This is a genomic window from Bacillus sp. FJAT-45066 (assembly GCF_002335755.1).
GTDB classification, from domain to species: Bacteria; Bacillota; Bacilli; order Bacillales; family Bacillaceae_I; genus Bacillus_CD; species Bacillus_CD alkalisoli.
The window spans coordinates 2171451-2186262 of sequence record NZ_NISQ01000001.1; the positions used below are offsets into that span (position 1 = coordinate 2171451).

15 protein-coding genes and 2 riboswitches are annotated in these 14812 nt (G+C 37.7%); all 15 genes read right to left on the bottom strand.

The window, feature by feature from the left end:
* Nucleotide 1 precedes the first annotated feature (1 nt).
* The 15 genes from thiE to CDZ92_RS11075 all read right to left on the bottom strand — a co-directional run bounded on the left by thiE (nucleotide 2) and on the right by CDZ92_RS11075 (nucleotide 14811).
* Nucleotides 2-640, bottom strand: a complete 639-nt coding sequence (gene thiE / locus CDZ92_RS11005; protein WP_096155286.1) for a thiamine phosphate synthase — start codon at nucleotides 638-640, stop codon at nucleotides 2-4.
* A complete protein-coding gene (thiD, locus tag CDZ92_RS11010; RefSeq protein WP_096155287.1) occupies nucleotides 637-1440 on the bottom strand; it encodes a bifunctional hydroxymethylpyrimidine kinase/phosphomethylpyrimidine kinase in 804 nt (267 codons plus the stop codon). Before thiD ends, thiE begins: the two co-directional genes overlap by 4 nt.
* A gap of 16 nt (nucleotides 1441-1456) precedes the next feature.
* Nucleotides 1457-2476 (bottom strand): thiazole biosynthesis adenylyltransferase ThiF, encoded by a 1020-nt coding sequence (locus CDZ92_RS11015; protein ID WP_096155288.1) that lies wholly within the window; start codon nucleotides 2474-2476, stop codon nucleotides 1457-1459.
* Between the two features lies 1 nt (nucleotide 2477).
* On the bottom strand, nucleotides 2478-3251 hold the full coding sequence (locus CDZ92_RS11020; RefSeq protein WP_176483754.1) for a thiazole synthase: 774 nt from the start codon (nucleotides 3249-3251) through the stop codon (nucleotides 2478-2480).
* Nucleotides 3248-3454, bottom strand: a complete 207-nt coding sequence (thiS, locus tag CDZ92_RS11025) for a sulfur carrier protein ThiS (protein WP_096155290.1) — start codon at nucleotides 3452-3454, stop codon at nucleotides 3248-3250. The genes CDZ92_RS11020 and thiS overlap by 4 nt, the downstream gene beginning before the upstream one ends.
* Before the next feature lie 13 nt (nucleotides 3455-3467).
* A complete protein-coding gene (gene thiO / locus CDZ92_RS11030; protein ID WP_096155291.1) occupies nucleotides 3468-4589 on the bottom strand; it encodes a glycine oxidase ThiO in 1122 nt (373 codons plus the stop codon).
* A gap of 10 nt (nucleotides 4590-4599) precedes the next feature.
* Nucleotides 4600-5199 (bottom strand): thiazole tautomerase TenI, encoded by a 600-nt coding sequence (tenI, locus tag CDZ92_RS11035; protein WP_096155292.1) that lies wholly within the window; start codon nucleotides 5197-5199, stop codon nucleotides 4600-4602.
* Nucleotides 5200-5613: 414 nt separating this feature from the next.
* A riboswitch (TPP riboswitch) is annotated at nucleotides 5614-5718 on the bottom strand.
* A gap of 60 nt (nucleotides 5719-5778) precedes the next feature.
* Nucleotides 5779-6576: an energy-coupling factor transporter transmembrane component T family protein gene (locus CDZ92_RS11040; RefSeq protein ID WP_096155293.1), complete on the bottom strand. Its 798-nt coding sequence runs from the start codon at nucleotides 6574-6576 to the stop codon at nucleotides 5779-5781.
* Nucleotides 6554-8008 (bottom strand): ABC transporter ATP-binding protein, encoded by a 1455-nt coding sequence (locus CDZ92_RS11045; RefSeq protein WP_096155294.1) that lies wholly within the window; start codon nucleotides 8006-8008, stop codon nucleotides 6554-6556. The genes CDZ92_RS11040 and CDZ92_RS11045 overlap by 23 nt, the downstream gene beginning before the upstream one ends.
* Before the next feature lie 302 nt (nucleotides 8009-8310).
* Complete coding sequence (locus tag CDZ92_RS11050) at nucleotides 8311-8895, bottom strand: ECF transporter S component (protein ID WP_096155295.1); 585 nt, start codon at nucleotides 8893-8895, stop codon at nucleotides 8311-8313.
* A gap of 17 nt (nucleotides 8896-8912) precedes the next feature.
* Nucleotides 8913-9596 carry a thiaminase II gene (gene tenA / locus CDZ92_RS11055; RefSeq protein ID WP_096155296.1) on the bottom strand — a complete coding sequence of 228 codons (684 nt, stop codon included), beginning with the start codon at nucleotides 9594-9596 and terminating at the stop codon, nucleotides 8913-8915.
* Between the two features lie 196 nt (nucleotides 9597-9792).
* Nucleotides 9793-9899, bottom strand: a riboswitch (TPP riboswitch).
* Nucleotides 9900-10393: 494 nt separating this feature from the next.
* Nucleotides 10394-10708 carry a YbjQ family protein gene (locus CDZ92_RS11060; RefSeq protein WP_096155297.1) on the bottom strand — a complete coding sequence of 105 codons (315 nt, stop codon included), beginning with the start codon at nucleotides 10706-10708 and terminating at the stop codon, nucleotides 10394-10396.
* Entirely contained in the window at nucleotides 10689-10892 is a 204-nt protein-coding gene (locus CDZ92_RS11065) for a hypothetical protein (RefSeq protein ID WP_096155298.1), read from the bottom strand. Before CDZ92_RS11065 ends, CDZ92_RS11060 begins: the two co-directional genes overlap by 20 nt.
* Nucleotides 10893-11098: 206 nt before the next feature.
* Nucleotides 11099-12382: an MFS transporter gene (locus CDZ92_RS11070; protein ID WP_096155299.1), complete on the bottom strand. Its 1284-nt coding sequence runs from the start codon at nucleotides 12380-12382 to the stop codon at nucleotides 11099-11101.
* 407 nt (nucleotides 12383-12789) lie between these two features.
* Nucleotides 12790-14811: a transglycosylase domain-containing protein gene (locus CDZ92_RS11075; RefSeq protein ID WP_096155300.1), complete on the bottom strand. Its 2022-nt coding sequence runs from the start codon at nucleotides 14809-14811 to the stop codon at nucleotides 12790-12792.
* Nucleotide 14812: the final 1 nt, after the last annotated feature.

Genomic DNA, 14812 nt, shown 5'->3' on the forward strand with positions numbered 1-14812 from the left:
GTTATTTTGCTACTTTTTTCTTTAATTCCATAACTGCTTTATTAGGAGAGAGTGCTTTAGATATAGCGGAAATAACGGCTACCCCGTCTGCCCCAGCTTGAACAACTTCTTCAGCGTTTTCTGTTGAGATTCCACCGATACCTACGATTGGTAGCTCTACTCCTGCTTTTCTAATAGAAGAAATAACGCTCGGCCCTTTAACCTCTTCAATATCTTCTTTCGTTGAAGTGAAAAACATAGGACCAACTCCTATATAATCTGCACCTTTTTTTTGAGCTTCTTGTGCCTCTTCCACATTATGAGTGGACACACCTAAGATTTTATTTCCAATCAACTTTCGGACTTCTTCAATATTCCCATCTTCTTGTCCAATGTGAACTCCATCAGCGTTAAGTCGCATAGCTAAATCAATATCATCATTTACAACAAAAGGCACTTGGTTCGCTCGACAAATATCCATTAATTGCTTGGCTAACTGGAACTTCTCTTCGCCAACTTTTGAGCCTTCCCCTTTTTCTCTAAATTGAAAAAAAGTAATTCCTCCATCTATAGCTTCCTTCAAAACCTCTGTTGGGGATTTTAAGCAATTGGTACTTCCCATGACAAAATAAACTTGCATATGTTGTTTTGTTACGTTCATAATAACACCTTCGTTTTTTTGTAAGCCCAATGGTTTGTAGGGCCATGGCCACCGCCAATGCCTAGTTCATTCTTTATCGCCGCATGAATAAATTCTTTTGCCGTTTTCATTGCTTGCTCGGCAGACTTTCCTTTTGCAAGTTCCGCTGTAATGGCTGCTGCAAATGTACACCCTGTTCCATGTGTATGATTTGTATGAATCCGAGTACTTCTTAACTCAAGAAACTCATTCCCATCATAAAATAAATCTACTAACTCATCTTCTTCACCATGGCCACCTTTTACAACAACATAATCTGATCCGAGCTTGTGTAAAAGTTTTGCCGCTTTTTTCCTTTGTTCAATAGTATCAAGTGTCATTTCTGTTATCACTTCTGCTTCAGGAATATTTGGCGTAATAAAAGTAGCTAAAGGTATTAATGAGTCACGCAAAGAGTTTATCGCTTCTTGTTGTAAAAGACGAGCACCGCCTTTTGCAATCATTACAGGATCCACTACTACATTACCCCAGTTAAACTCATTAATCTTGCCAGCAACAGCTTCAATTAGTTCGCTGCTAAATAACATACCAGTTTTTAACGCATTCGGTTTTAAATCTTCATTTAGTGAATTCATTTGCTCTAATACCGCTTCAATTGGAAGAGGATAAACACCTTGAACACCTAAAGTATTCTGGGCAGTAACAGCAGTTATTGCAGACATCCCGAACACTTCTAGCTCTTGAAAAGTCTTTAAGTCTGCTTGAATACCTGCTCCACCACCACTATCAGAGCCAGCTATTGTTAATGCTTTATAAACCATCATGTACCTCCTCCTCTTATCCACCAAAATAACGATGATAAAGCGTTTTTGCTTTGGCTATTTCTTTTGTACCATGAACGAGAGCGCGGCCGTCTTGAAATAGTACAATTCGATGACCTTCTAGTTCACATGATAATAAAAATGGATTTTGCTCGACCTTTACATTTTGTGAAGCAAGTACCTTTTCTACTTCTTCCAAATTACGTTGTACGGCTCTAGCAGGGCGAATTTGAACAGTATCCCTACCACAAAGCACGGCCGTTTTCGTTTGATTTTCAAAATCTAAATAAGGATAAGTAGGTGTTTCTCCACATGTATGACAATCAATGCTTTTCATTGCGGAAACATTTAATGCAACATACTGATTTTTCCATAGATCAAACGATACTAGCTTATTTCTTAGCGCATCCTTATCACCAGTTAGTAATTTCATTGCTTCACTAACTTGATGAGCTACTACCATTTGTACAGCTGGAGAAATAATTCCAACTGTATCGCATGTTGCTCCTCCTAGTGGCATTGCTTTTAATAAGCATTGTAAACAAGGAGTTTCACCAGGAATAATTGTATAAGAGAGGCCATAGCTTCCAACACAAGCACCATATATCCAAGGAATATTATACTTATGCGCAATATCATTTATAATAAAGCGGATATCAAAGTTATCGGTGGCATCAATAATTAAATCCACTCCATCCGCAAGCTGTTCCATTACATCCGGTGTAGCATCTAGCACATGAGCTTCTATTATTACTTCACTATTTATTGCTGCTAGTCTAGATTTTGCTGCCATCGCTTTCGGTAGTTTTGCCTTTGCATCTTCTTCACTATATAATTGCTGTCTTTGCAGATTACTCCACTCGACATAGTCTCTGTCCACGATCGAGAGCTTTCCAATTCCAGCACGAACTAGCGCCTCGGCATTTCCCGTACCGAGTGCACCAGCTCCTATTACTAATACATGCTTTTCCCTCATATTTCTTTGTCCTTGCTCTCCTATTGGTGTGAACAAGATTTGACGGGAATAACGTTCCATTTTAGCTCACACTCATTCCTTCTGTTGGGCTACTCGCTGTTGCATAACGTTTTTTCTCCATGCGTCCAGCTTCATAACCTAATCTTCCTGCTTCAATTCCTAGCTTCATAGCATGTGCCATTTTCACTGGATCGTTTGCTGCTGAAACTGCTGTATTTAGTAACACACCATCTGCTCCTAATTCCATTGCATAAGCAGCATCTGCAGGTGAGCCAATTCCAGCATCAACAATAACTGGTACATTTGCCTGTTCAATGATGAATCTTAAGTTTAACGGATTCACAATTCCTTGCCCTGAACCGATTGGAGATGCACCTGGCATAATGGCATGTGAACCTAACTCTTCTAATTTTCGTGCTAACACAACGTCATCTGAAGTGTAAGGTAAAACGATGAATCCTTCTTTTATTAATTCTTCTGTTGCTTTTAATGTTTCAACTGGATCCGGTAACAATGTTTTCCAGCACCCAATAACTTCGACTTTAATCATGTCGCATAATCCTGATGCTTTTGCTAGTTTAGCAATTCGCACTGCTTCTTCTGCCGTTTTAGCTCCAGCCGTATTTGGTAAAAGTGTATATCTATCTAAGTCTAGTTTTTCTAAAAAGTTCGGTTGGCTTGCTTCAAAAATATTCATTCGACGAACAGCAAATGTTAAAATATCTGCTTCTGATACTGCCACCGCTTCTTTTTGAATATCAAAGTTTGGGTACTTCCCAGTTCCTAATAATAAACGTGACTTAAATTCGTATGGTCCAATTTTTAACATAATCATCCGCCTCCAACAAAATGTACTAATTCTATTTGATCTCCATCGTTTACATGTTCCATTTCATGTGAATCTTTTTGTAAAATCTCTTTGTTTTTTTCCACTATAACTACTTTTTGATCTAGCTTAAAATGAGCAAGCAGCTGTTTTACAGTTGTTACTTCACTTGGAAGCTCCATTATTTCTCCATTAATAGAAAGTTTCTTCATTTGCTCCCCTCCTTTATGTAGTAACTGTTAATCTATTTAATTTAAAAGCTTCCATATACTTGGGTAGTTCATGTCCCTTAACGATATTCGCTATCGTTTCCCCAGTTATTGGTGCTAGTAAAATACCATTTCGGTAATGACCTGTTGCGATGATCATATTTGAAAATTGTGGATGCAATCCTAAGAATGGTAGTTCATCACCTGTTTGCGGCCTAATACCAGCCCAACTTTTTTCAAAAGTTGCCTTAGCAATGTCTGGAATAAGCGAAGTTGCTTTTTCCATTAGTGAAAGCATTCCTCCAACAGATACTTTTTCTGAAAATGTATTAGGAATCATCGTTGCACCAATTATTAGCCTGTTTCCACTTTTCGGTACAACGTAGCAACCAGTAGCAAAAATCGTACTCGATATGATTGGTTTATCTGCTAAGACAGATATACATTCTCCCTTTACAGGATGAGCATTTATTGTCAATCCTGACTGTTCTAAAAGTCTCTTACTCCATGCACCTGTAGTAACAATGACATGTTCTGAGTTAAACTCACCATCATTCGTAACGACACCTGTTATCTTGGAACCTTCTCTATGAAATTCGTAAGCTTCTACATATTCCTTTACATCTGCTCCTAGGGCTATTGCGCTTTTGCAAAAAGCAGCTGTTAAATGGATAGGGTTTACATGTCCATCATTCGGAATAGTCATCGCACCAAGTACATTGTCACTTAAAGATTTTTCCTTATCTAAAACTTCTTCTTTTGTTAGCCAGCTTGTTTCTTCACCAAGATTACGTTGGTCCTCGATTATTTGTTTGAGGTGTACTACTTCTTTATCAGTTCTGGCAACTTTCAGCATTCCTTTTTGAACAAGTTCAATATCAATGCCACTAAATTCTTTTAGTTCTTCTTGAAGAGCTGGGAATTTACTTCTACTCGACCGAGCTAATTCAAATAATGGGCCAGCCTCCGTTAATTCCACTTGAGCTCCGAGCATACCAGCTGCAGCGTTGGATGCTTTGGAACCAATTTGGTCTTTTTCTAAAAGAAGTACTTTATAGCCTAACTTGCTTAAATTAAATGCAGCAGCACAACCGTTTACTCCGCCACCAATAATGATGATGTCATACTTTTTATTCATGATGTACCTCCTATCTTACTAGCGTACTAGTTTGATATGTTTTCGCTGCTTCTACAACATCTTCAGCACTTACTATTCCACTCATAATCGCCACACCACTACCGCCTAAGTCGTGAATATCTTTCACATTTTCTGGTATAATTCCACCGATAGAAATAACTGGTATGGACACATTGTTTATTATCTTTTTTAGTTGAGCTAATCCTTTTGGAATTTTCCCTTGTTTAGACGTTGTTTCATATATGTGGCCAAACAGAAGGTAATCTGCTCCGTTTTGCTCAGCATATATAGCTTCTTCTAATGAATGAATAGAACATCCTAACAGTAGATTGGGAAACGCTTTTCTAGCTAGTTTAATATCTACACTGTGATAAGCTAGCTGAGCACCTTTGAGATTCATGGAATGGGCAACATCTAATCGGTCATTGATGATTATTTTTTGTGATGGTACGCCTTGTGCGAGTAGTTTTTCCACAATGGACACAAGCTCGGATGCTGTTTTATGCTTTTCTCTTAGGTGCATGTAATCGACGTGTGGATGGATACTAGTAAAGATATTTACAAGTTCGTCTACTTGCTTTTTTCCATCAGAAATGACATGTAGTTGCATACTTTACTCCTTTAAATTCAAATGTTACCTCTTCAAGAGTACTAAATGTTGATGTTGGCGGAAGGTGCTCGTTTTCCGCGGGTGGTCTCGGGAGCCTCCTCGGCGCACGGCGCCTGTGGGGTCTCCCGTGTTCCGCTTATCCCGCAGGACAAAGAAGGTTGCGGGAGCGTTACATCGCACGAAGAAAATGCGGAAGCATTTTCTAGGAGTCTCACACCTTCCGCCAACATCAACTAAACATATAACAAAAACTTAATTACGTCTTTAACTTCATTAATTCTGGTACAGGTTCCTCTGAAAAGAATGCTAGAATAAGTATTACCATCGTTGTTAAAACACAAAAAACCACTCTCTACTTTTTTAGCGTAGTGAGTGGTTTATTTTACATATTTCTTCTTATCGAAATGATTAGATGAAAAGGTCCGGCCACTTCCCTACGCTAGTGCTAACTAGATCAGGTTCAAAGGGTCTGGAAATCGTTCTTTCCATCTCAGTCAATAGACTCCCCTAGTGATAATGTTTATGAGATTGTGACCTTAGTATACCATAAATCTATTACTTTTCAAAACAATCCATCTGTTAATACCGAACATCGGTTACTGAAAAATAAGGATAAGCAACTGCCAAATAATAAGAAGTAAAAATTAATATAAAAAATGTCGACACATATAAAAGATCATTTTTTGATAAAGTTACGTTGTAGTAAAAAGTACGTTTTTTTTGTTTTGAAAATCTTTTTGCTTCCATGGCAACCGCAATTCTGTGTGCCCTACGAATGCTTTGTGATAGTAAAGGGATACTATAAAATTGCAACTTGGAGAACATTGCCTTTACTCCTTTTTTACTCTCTACACCTCTAACGACCAACGCTTTACGTAATGTTAAAAACTCTTCTATCATAATGGGAATTAACCTTACTGCCGCTAAGAAACTGTAAGCATATTTAGGTGGTAGCTTACACTGCTGCATTAATGAATAAAACAATAATACTGGTTTTGTAGTAAGGGCAAAAAGCAACCCTAAAACGCCAAATACAGTTGCGCGTAACCCTAAATGTATCCCTCTATAAAAACTTTCTTCCGTGACATGTATTAAACCAAATTTTAGCCACGTTGTATCTCCCTTACCGAACATCGCCATTGGAGCCATAGCCGAAAGATATATTAATAGGAAAGGAATGAGTAGTAAAAGTTTTACTTTTGTTAAATGTCCTGTAGCAAAAAAGTAAAGAACTAACATGAAGATTGTCATGTTTAGTAGTATGTTAATGTTGTGTATGAACACCACCAAGAAAAACAATAGCAACATACCTAGTAATTTGAAACTTGGATTTACTCGATGCAACCAAGTTTCTTTAACTTCCAACGACCATTGCATGTTGTTCTCTCCTTTCTTGCTTTTTGACATATTCCTCTTTACGAAGTTGCGTTGACAGCACACCATTCTCCACAACCCATACAGTGTCAGCAAAATGTTCCACAATGTGTTCGTCATGCGTGACCATAACGATACTAACACCTTGCTCTTTTAATTCTTGCAACCACTTAAGCATAGAAAACGTATTTTTGCTGTCTTGCCCAAAGGTCGGTTCGTCTAACAAAAGTATTTGTGGATGATGGACGACAGATGAAGCAACACTTAACCTTCTCTTTTGCCCCGTTGATAAAGAATATGGATGATTATTTTCTACATGTTTTAAGTGAAATTCACTAAGTAATTGCTCAACTATCGCTTTTGTTTCACCCTCTGCTATTTTATTTATCTTTAACGTGTAAGCAATCTCTTCAGTCACAGTATTTGTAACAAACTGAAACTCCGGGTTTTGAAAAACAAAAGCTAACCCACCTTGCGGATTGGAGTTATTTGAATGAATAATACAATCCCCTTGTGTTTTCAATAAACCCATGATAGATTCTAACAACGTGCTTTTTCCAGCGCCATTCTCTCCAATAATCGTGATCCATTCACCTTTATGAATGTTTGCTTGTTCCACTTTAATCTTTTCTACTTTTCCTCTAAATCCTAGTAGCTGATCGATCGAAACTAGTACATCCTTTTGGAATGGCTTAGCAGTTGGTTTTGAATTGTTTTCAGCAAATTCTTTCCACACACCTGGGTACCATATACCAAATTCTTTTAATTTTTCTTTATAATCATGAAAAATCACATCTGTTTTCCCATCCGCTAGTATCGTACCATCTTCTTGAAATATGACCACTCTATTTACAAAATCTAATAAATGATCTAGCTTGTGTTCTACTATAATAACCGTTTTGTCCTGTCCAACCTTTTTCATCGTTTCCCATAATTCTTTTGTTCCTTGTGGGTCGAGCATGGCGGTTGGCTCATCTAAAAACAATACATCTGGTTGCATAGCCAAAACGGATGCTATCGCTAATCTTTGCTTCATACCACCAGAAAGTTCATTAATTTTCGTATGTGGTGACTGTAAGTGTAAGCCAACTATCTGAATTAGCTCTGTTATTTTTTCATCCATCTGCTCCCGAGGAACAGCTAAATTTTCTAACACAAATGCAAGTTCCTCATCGACATATGGCATACAAAATTGTGTATCTGGGTCTTGGAACACATAGCCCCAAGATTCAGGTAATTGTAATTCTTCTGCAATCATAGGTACGTCGATTGCTTCAGGTATTAAACCAGACAATACTTGTAAAAGCGTTGACTTTCCACATCCTGATGGTCCTAGGAGTAGTATTTTTTCACCTTCATCACATGTAAAGGAAAGGTCATTAAAAAGTCTTTCTCCACCTGGATATTTCAATCGTATGTTTTTTGCTTTTATCATGATAACTCCTTTATTTGAGTCAATTTATTTACTTGGCTATGTTATGAAAGACCGCTGTTTATTTCCGTGCAAGGCTTCGCTTTCCGCGGGCGGTAAAAAGGAAGGTTATTTTCACTATCGTGAAAAAACCTACTCCCTCGGCGCAAGCGCCTGTGGGGTCTCCCGTCTCCCGCTGGACAAGGAAGGCTACAGAGCGATACATCCTTCGTAAGAAAATGCGTATGCATTTTCGAGGAGTCTCCCCCTGCAAGAAAATCAACAGCTATAACGTAATTAAATATCAACACAAAACTTTATTATAGTTATTTACTTAAAGAATCGTAATCTTCTTTGCTTGCAGGGCGAAGTAAGTTTGTAACTCCTGTCTTTTCTAGAGCTTTTACAATGACATAAGCTAGGACGCCAGCGAACAAGACAGAGCCAATTAGGCGGAATGTAACCTTTAGCATTAAATTCCATGCTTCTAGATCGAATAGATAACCTCTGTAAATATCCATCACAAAAGAGCCAAATGCAGAGCCAATTCCAGCAAGAGAAACGACTAGTAAGTCGAAACGTTTGTAACGGAATGCCATAAACACTAGCTCAGCAAATAAACCTTGAAGTACTCCGTAAACTAACACTTCTACACCAAATTGAGAGCCAACAATAAATTCACCAGATGCAGCAGCAACTTCCGCTAAAAACGCTACTCCAGCTTTTCTTATAATCAAATAGGCAACTGTTGCAGCGATAAACCACATTCCATACGTAAGTTCCTGTACTTGCATACCTGTTAATCCGACAAAGTCATAGACAGTTCCCCATAGTTTATAAATAATCCCGAACACAATTGCGATTAAGATAGTTACTAAAATATCGGTTAGTTTTAAGCCTTTATTTTTCATCTTCTTTGTCCTCTCTCTTACGCGTTTACTTTGTTAGGTCGAACTGGCCACTGCTCTAATGTGTAAGCCATTTCCCAAAAGCTATACTCATATTGACTGCTCAACATAAAGTGTTCTTTCATTCTTTCACGCTCTTCAACAGATGCTTTTTCTGCTAATTCATCTAATCTTGCAATCTGCTCTTCTACTAATTGGCGGAACCAGTCGCCACCATAAGCTGCAATCCACTCTTGGTAAATTGGTTCCTCAGGAGTTGAGCCCCTTAATCTTTCACCAATCTCGTAATATAACCAATAGCATGGTAATAGTGCAGCAATTACCTCGCCAATACCACCAGATAATACAGCCCGATACATATGAGATGTATAAGCGTATGCCGTTGGTGCTGGTTTAAATTTTTTTCTCTCATCCTCCGTAATACCTAGACGTTTTGAGAAGTTTTCGTGTAGGGATAATTCTGCCTCATATGTTCCTTGAGCGTGTGCTGCTAATCTGGAAGTTGTATATAAATCAAATGCTTTTGCACCTGCATATGCTTGCACTCTCGCGAAATGACTTAAGTAGTACGCATCTTGCATCACATAATATTTGAATGACTCTAGCGATAAACGACCATCAGCAAGTCCTGTTACAAACGGATGGTTAAAGCTTGCTTCCCAAATATGGTCTGCTTCTTGCCTAATTTGTTCTGAAAATTTCATTTCTCATTCCTCCTAAAAATAAATGTTGCCTACTAACATGGAAGTTCAACTTGAGAAGTAGTTGCGCGCACGACTACTTTCTAGTTTCCCTAGCCTATTTTCGGCAAATAAAAAACCACCTACGTTACGCATTTGCGCAAAGAAGGTGGTTGAATACACAGAAATTCGTGTTTGCTCGCACTTTTATGTAGTACAAACATTCATCCGTCCACTTCCCTACGCTCGTATTAACGAGATCAGGTTCTAAGAGTCTTAGAGTTACACTCTAATCTCAGCCTTAAGAAGGCACCCCTAGTGGTTGATCGTTAAGGACAAAAAATTTGCCCTTTAAAACTATATGTTGTTTTCTGATAATTATCATAACAGTTTTCACAAATTTGTCAAAACTTTTTTAATTTAATCGATTTCATAATTACTGTTCGTTTAGTGAAAAACGAATGTTCCGTTTTTTTAATTAGGCTATGTTAAAGGTTGCTGTTGATTTCCGTGCAAGGCTTCGCTTTCCGCGGGCGGTAAAAAGGAAGGTTATTTTCACTGCCGTGAAAAAACCTACTCCTCGGCGCAAGCGCCTGTGGGGTCTCCCGCTTCCCGCTTCTCCCGCAGGAGTCTCAGCCTTGCACGGAAATCAACAGGTAAGTATATAAATATCAACACTAAGCTTTAACACAGCCTATAATTAAATAACGTTCGATATAAAACGTAAATTATATGAAAGAATAGGTTTACTATTCGTTTTTCGTTTAGTAATTGTACTTTATGAAACTCACTCAATTGAATTAATATAATACACTTGAAACTTACTCTACTGTTACTGCTGTTCCATATGCAATGATTTCAGATGCATTTGGCATCACGTTCGATGTTTCTAGACGAACTGCAATAATAGCATTTGCTCCTTTAGCTTGGGCATCTTCTACCATTCTGCCAATTGCCTTTTGACGAGCTTCCGTCATCATGTCGGTATATCCTTTAATTTCTCCACCTACAAGTGTTTTTAGTCCAGCCATAATGTCTCTACCAACATGCTTTGATTGGACAGTACTTCCTTTTACAAAACCTTTTAATTCTTTCACTTCTTTTCCAGGTACAAAATCAGTAGTCACGATAATCATTTTCGTCATCCTCCTTCTTTTCTTTAACTCTTTCTATGATTAATAATATCATTAACGTTATGAAAGCTATTACAATAAAAGCATAAAAGTAAATGGCTACTACGATGTTTACAAAGAATAGCCCTACCCCTACTAACTGACCTACTGTGACGATCCATAATAGTAGCGATTTTATTTTTTCCATGTATGTCTCCTTTTATAATAACTGATAAGGGTTCTAGCAGTTGATGTACGCTACAGGTGCTCGCTTTCCGCGGGTGGACTCGTGAGCCTCCTCAGCGCTCTAGCGCTTCCAGGGTCTCACTTGTCACACTTTTCCCGCAGGAGTCTCACACCTGTAGCGTACATCAACTCACTATCTTTATAATCATTATTCCTTGTCTAATAGTTTTATGCGGAAGGAACTTTTTGTAGTTGTAGCAATTCTTCTGTTTCTTCTTCTTTTGCGTATTTTGGTAACGTAAAGCTGTAGTAAATCGCAACGAATAACATACAGCCACCTACAATTAAATGTAGTCCTTCGATAGATAAAATTTTCGGAAATGCTACTGCAATAAAGCCTAATGTAATAGTTTGCGATAACATCATAAGAGGACTAATCCATCCTTGGACCCGCCCCATCATTTTTGGGTCAACTATTCTTGGTAACCAGCCACCTATTCCTATATTAATGAATGGTAGAATTAATCCTACTATAACACTTAAAGAACAATAAACTATGAAATTTGTTGAATAAGCTGTTAGTGAAATAAATAGTGCTGTTATGAATAAACCAACGATAATCATTTGATATAATTTCATTTTTTTTACAAAAATAGATGCAATAATACTACCTAGAAGGATAGATAGTCCAAAAGCTATTCCAAGATACATCATCAATTGCTCATAATTATCTGGAGATATTTTATATTTTAAAATATAAGCCGGCATAACCGTTAAACCACCATTTACAATACCGAAAACAAAAAATCCAACGATAATATTTAATAAAAGTTTGTGTTGTAAAATATACGTCAATCCTGCTTTAAAATCCTTTAATACAAACTTTATATTTATGTCTTTCATGGAGTGTTTACCATTAGGCAATCTAACTTCTTCTGAAATTTTACATGCGTTAATGAGTAATCCACTAATAGTGAAAGTGACTGCCCCAACGATAATTGCTCCTTCTAATCCTATCGTCCAATAAATCCATATTCCGAGTGCATTTCCAAATAACATAAAGATACTACTAGTCATTTGGTTTAAACCTGCTGCAACTGTATATTCATCTTTTGATAAAATACCTTGAATAATCGCTCCTTGTGCAGGATGAAAAAACTTCGAAACCGCACTACGTAAAAAAAGGATTGCGAAGACTAATGGAATGGAATCAAGGTATATAGCACCAAATAATGCTAACGTTAATACCGCACATATATAGTCTGAGTAAGCTGCAATTTTTTGACGATCTAGTCTATCTGCTAATACTCCTACTAGAAAAAACACCGCTAGGGTGGGCAAAGAATACATCATTTCTGTTAGAGCGGCGTAGGCAGGTTGCTCGCTGAACCGGTCTAATAAATAGAGCATGAATGCTGCAATTCCAATAATACTTCCTAAAGTAGATGTAAACGAAGCAAAAAAGAGTTTTGAGTAATTTTCTTTTTTGAAGATCTGAATGATATTTTGCATTGTTTTCTCTCCTAACGTTACCCCTTATTTATGTATATCATATATAGTAATTGGGGTAGAAAGTAACGGTCGGAGGAATTTTTGCATATCGGTCTAGAGGATGAGGTGGAATGGTTCAGGAGGTTTTAGTAAAGGGCTGTATTAGTTCGCTGCTGATTTCCGTGCAAGGCTTCGCTTTCCGCGGGCGTGTCTAGTTTCAGCGGCTAGCTCCGTAAGTCTAGCCATGGTCATCTCGAGGGGAAAAGCACCCTCAAGCTGCCCCTGTCTTATGCTTGTCGGAGCTGAACGAGCCGCTTCAAACTTTTCGAGGAGTCTCATCCTTGCACGGAAATCAACAGGTATTAGTATTAAATTATCAACACTAACCTTTAAAATAGAATACTAAAAATAAAGAAACGCAGAGAACATTATTCATCTCTGCGTTTCTTTTTTTGTCCTGGCGCTTTCTCTTTGCCACGTTTCTTCTCTTCTTTTTTAGGCTTTTTCTCTTCCTTTTTCGGTTTTGCCTGTGAAGAAGGTTCCACACTTTTCGGTTTTGGCTGCTTATATGCTGGTAAACCGAAAGAGGATTTTGGTAAATCTATTAATGCTTCACTCATAGCTTGTTGGAATAGTTTTGCAGCAGGATTCCCCGCGCCTTGAACAGCTGGAATGTACTGATCAGGTGATAGACGATCATAACCGATCCAAAAAGCCCCTACTAATTCGGGCGTATAGCCAATAAACCACTGGTTCGATGTACCGTTGACTTGGGCACCAACAACTTGCGTAGACCCAGTTTTACCAGCTACTTCTCTTCCTGCAATTTGAGCGTTTCTACCTGTTCCGTTATCGACTACGCCTTTTAACATATACGTCATTTTTTGCACTACTTCTTCTGATGCTACTCGTTCTTTTTCTCCATCAAAGGTAGCTACTTCGTCACCGTTACGGTCAACAATTTTCTTAATTGTATGTGATTCAATGATTTCCCCTTTGTTTGGATAAATCGTATACGCTTCTGCCATTTGTTGAAGAGTTACCCCTTTATCTAAACCACCTAGGGCAAGTGCTGCTAGATTATGGTCATTTTCTGTAATCGGCAAATATAGTTTTTTGGCCATATTTATCGCAGTACTTAGACCCATTTCATGTAAAACAGATACTGCTGGAACATTATATGAATTCAACACTGCATCATACATGGAAACTTCCCCTTTGAAAGTTCTAGAAAAGTTTTGAGGTTTATAGTTTCCAAATTCAACAGGTGAATCATTTAACATATCGAACATGTCATATCCATTTTCTAAAGCTGGAGTATAAACTAATAATGGTTTAATAGTTGAACCTGGCTGCCTAGTTAGTCTAGACACTCGGTTATAGTCTTGAAATTTATTTTCTCTACCACCAATTAAAGCTAATATTCCCCCTGTTTCCGGATGAATGATTATTCCGCTACTTTGAGGTATTTCATCAGCTGAACCTTTTGGGAAATTAGATGGTTCAGCATAAATATTTTCGAGTGCTGATTGTGTTGGCTGATCTAATGCTGTGTAAATATGATAACCACCAGATAAGACTTCGCTTTCTGATATACCGTACATAGTAACAGCTTCTTGAATTACATGGGTCATATAGGATGGATATTGTACATTAAACAAAGAACTGCTTTTCGGATTAAGTTCGATAGGTTCTTCTCGTGTCTCTTCTAGTTGTTGTCTTGAAATAAATTGCTGTTCATACATTAACTGCAAAACTACGTTTCTACGGTTTTTGGCTCTTTCTTCATTTTTAATCGGATTAAGCACAGATGGGGCTGGCAGTAATCCAGCAAGTGTTGCCACTTCGTTTAACGTAAGATCTTTTGGCTCTTTCCCGTAATAAATTTCAGCTGCTCTCTTTATTCCCCAGGCACCTTCACCAAAATACACTTGATTCAAATATATTCCTAATATTTCATTTTTCGAATACTGTTGTTCTACTTTTTTAGCTAAGAAATATTCATCAAGTTTTCTTTTAAATGTTTGGTCATGCGTTAGGAAAACATTTTTCACCATTTGTTGCGTTAGAGTACTACCACCTTGAACAACTCTTCTTGCTTTTAGGTTGGTAAACATCGCTCTTCCTGTACCAACAATATCAAAACCGTCGTGCTCATAAAACCTTTGGTCTTCTACCGCGACGACTGCAAGTTTCATAATGTCTGGTATTTCTTCTGTAGCTATTCCTTCCACTTTATTAGGGCGGAATACACTTACTTGTTCACCTTCACGATCATAAATAACTGTTGCCGTTGGGAGTGGCTCTGTTAACGCACTAACATCTCTTGTTTTTATATAAAATTGCATAAAAATAAATACGTTTAAGATTAACAAGCTAGTAACTAACAAAGTCACTTTTCCATAATTCTTTTTCATTTTTCTCTTCTTGTATTCAGATCTATTTGTCATA

What these genes read in the sequence shown, in the direction of transcription:
- CDZ92_RS11065 (WP_096155298.1), bottom strand. Translation starts at nt 10,892, where the DNA reads ATGGAAAAAATAAAATCGCTACTATTATGGATCGTCACAGTAGGTCAG.
- CDZ92_RS11040 (WP_096155293.1), bottom strand. Translation starts at nt 6,576, where the DNA reads ATGCAATGGTCGTTGGAAGTTAAAGAAACTTGGTTGCATCGAGTAAAT.
- CDZ92_RS11050 (WP_096155295.1), bottom strand. Translation starts at nt 8,895, where the DNA reads ATGAAAAATAAAGGCTTAAAACTAACCGATATTTTAGTAACTATCTTA.
- CDZ92_RS11075 (WP_096155300.1), bottom strand. Translation starts at nt 14,811, where the DNA reads ATGACAAATAGATCTGAATACAAGAAGAGAAAAATGAAAAAGAATTAT.
- thiO (WP_096155291.1), bottom strand. Translation starts at nt 4,589, where the DNA reads ATGAATAAAAAGTATGACATCATCATTATTGGTGGCGGAGTAAACGGT.
- tenI (WP_096155292.1), bottom strand. Translation starts at nt 5,199, where the DNA reads ATGCAACTACATGTCATTTCTGATGGAAAAAAGCAAGTAGACGAACTT.
- CDZ92_RS11015 (WP_096155288.1), bottom strand. Translation starts at nt 2,476, where the DNA reads ATGGAACGTTATTCCCGTCAAATCTTGTTCACACCAATAGGAGAGCAA.
- CDZ92_RS11020 (WP_176483754.1), bottom strand. Translation starts at nt 3,251, where the DNA reads ATGATTATGTTAAAAATTGGACCATACGAATTTAAGTCACGTTTATTA.
- thiE (WP_096155286.1), bottom strand. Translation starts at nt 640, where the DNA reads ATGAACGTAACAAAACAACATATGCAAGTTTATTTTGTCATGGGAAGT.
- CDZ92_RS11060 (WP_096155297.1), bottom strand. Translation starts at nt 10,708, where the DNA reads ATGATTATCGTGACTACTGATTTTGTACCTGGAAAAGAAGTGAAAGAA.
- CDZ92_RS11070 (WP_096155299.1), bottom strand. Translation starts at nt 12,382, where the DNA reads ATGCAAAATATCATTCAGATCTTCAAAAAAGAAAATTACTCAAAACTC.
- CDZ92_RS11045 (WP_096155294.1), bottom strand. Translation starts at nt 8,008, where the DNA reads ATGATAAAAGCAAAAAACATACGATTGAAATATCCAGGTGGAGAAAGA.
- thiD (WP_096155287.1), bottom strand. Translation starts at nt 1,440, where the DNA reads ATGGTTTATAAAGCATTAACAATAGCTGGCTCTGATAGTGGTGGTGGA.
- thiS (WP_096155290.1), bottom strand. Translation starts at nt 3,454, where the DNA reads ATGAAGAAACTTTCTATTAATGGAGAAATAATGGAGCTTCCAAGTGAA.
- tenA (WP_096155296.1), bottom strand. Translation starts at nt 9,596, where the DNA reads ATGAAATTTTCAGAACAAATTAGGCAAGAAGCAGACCATATTTGGGAA.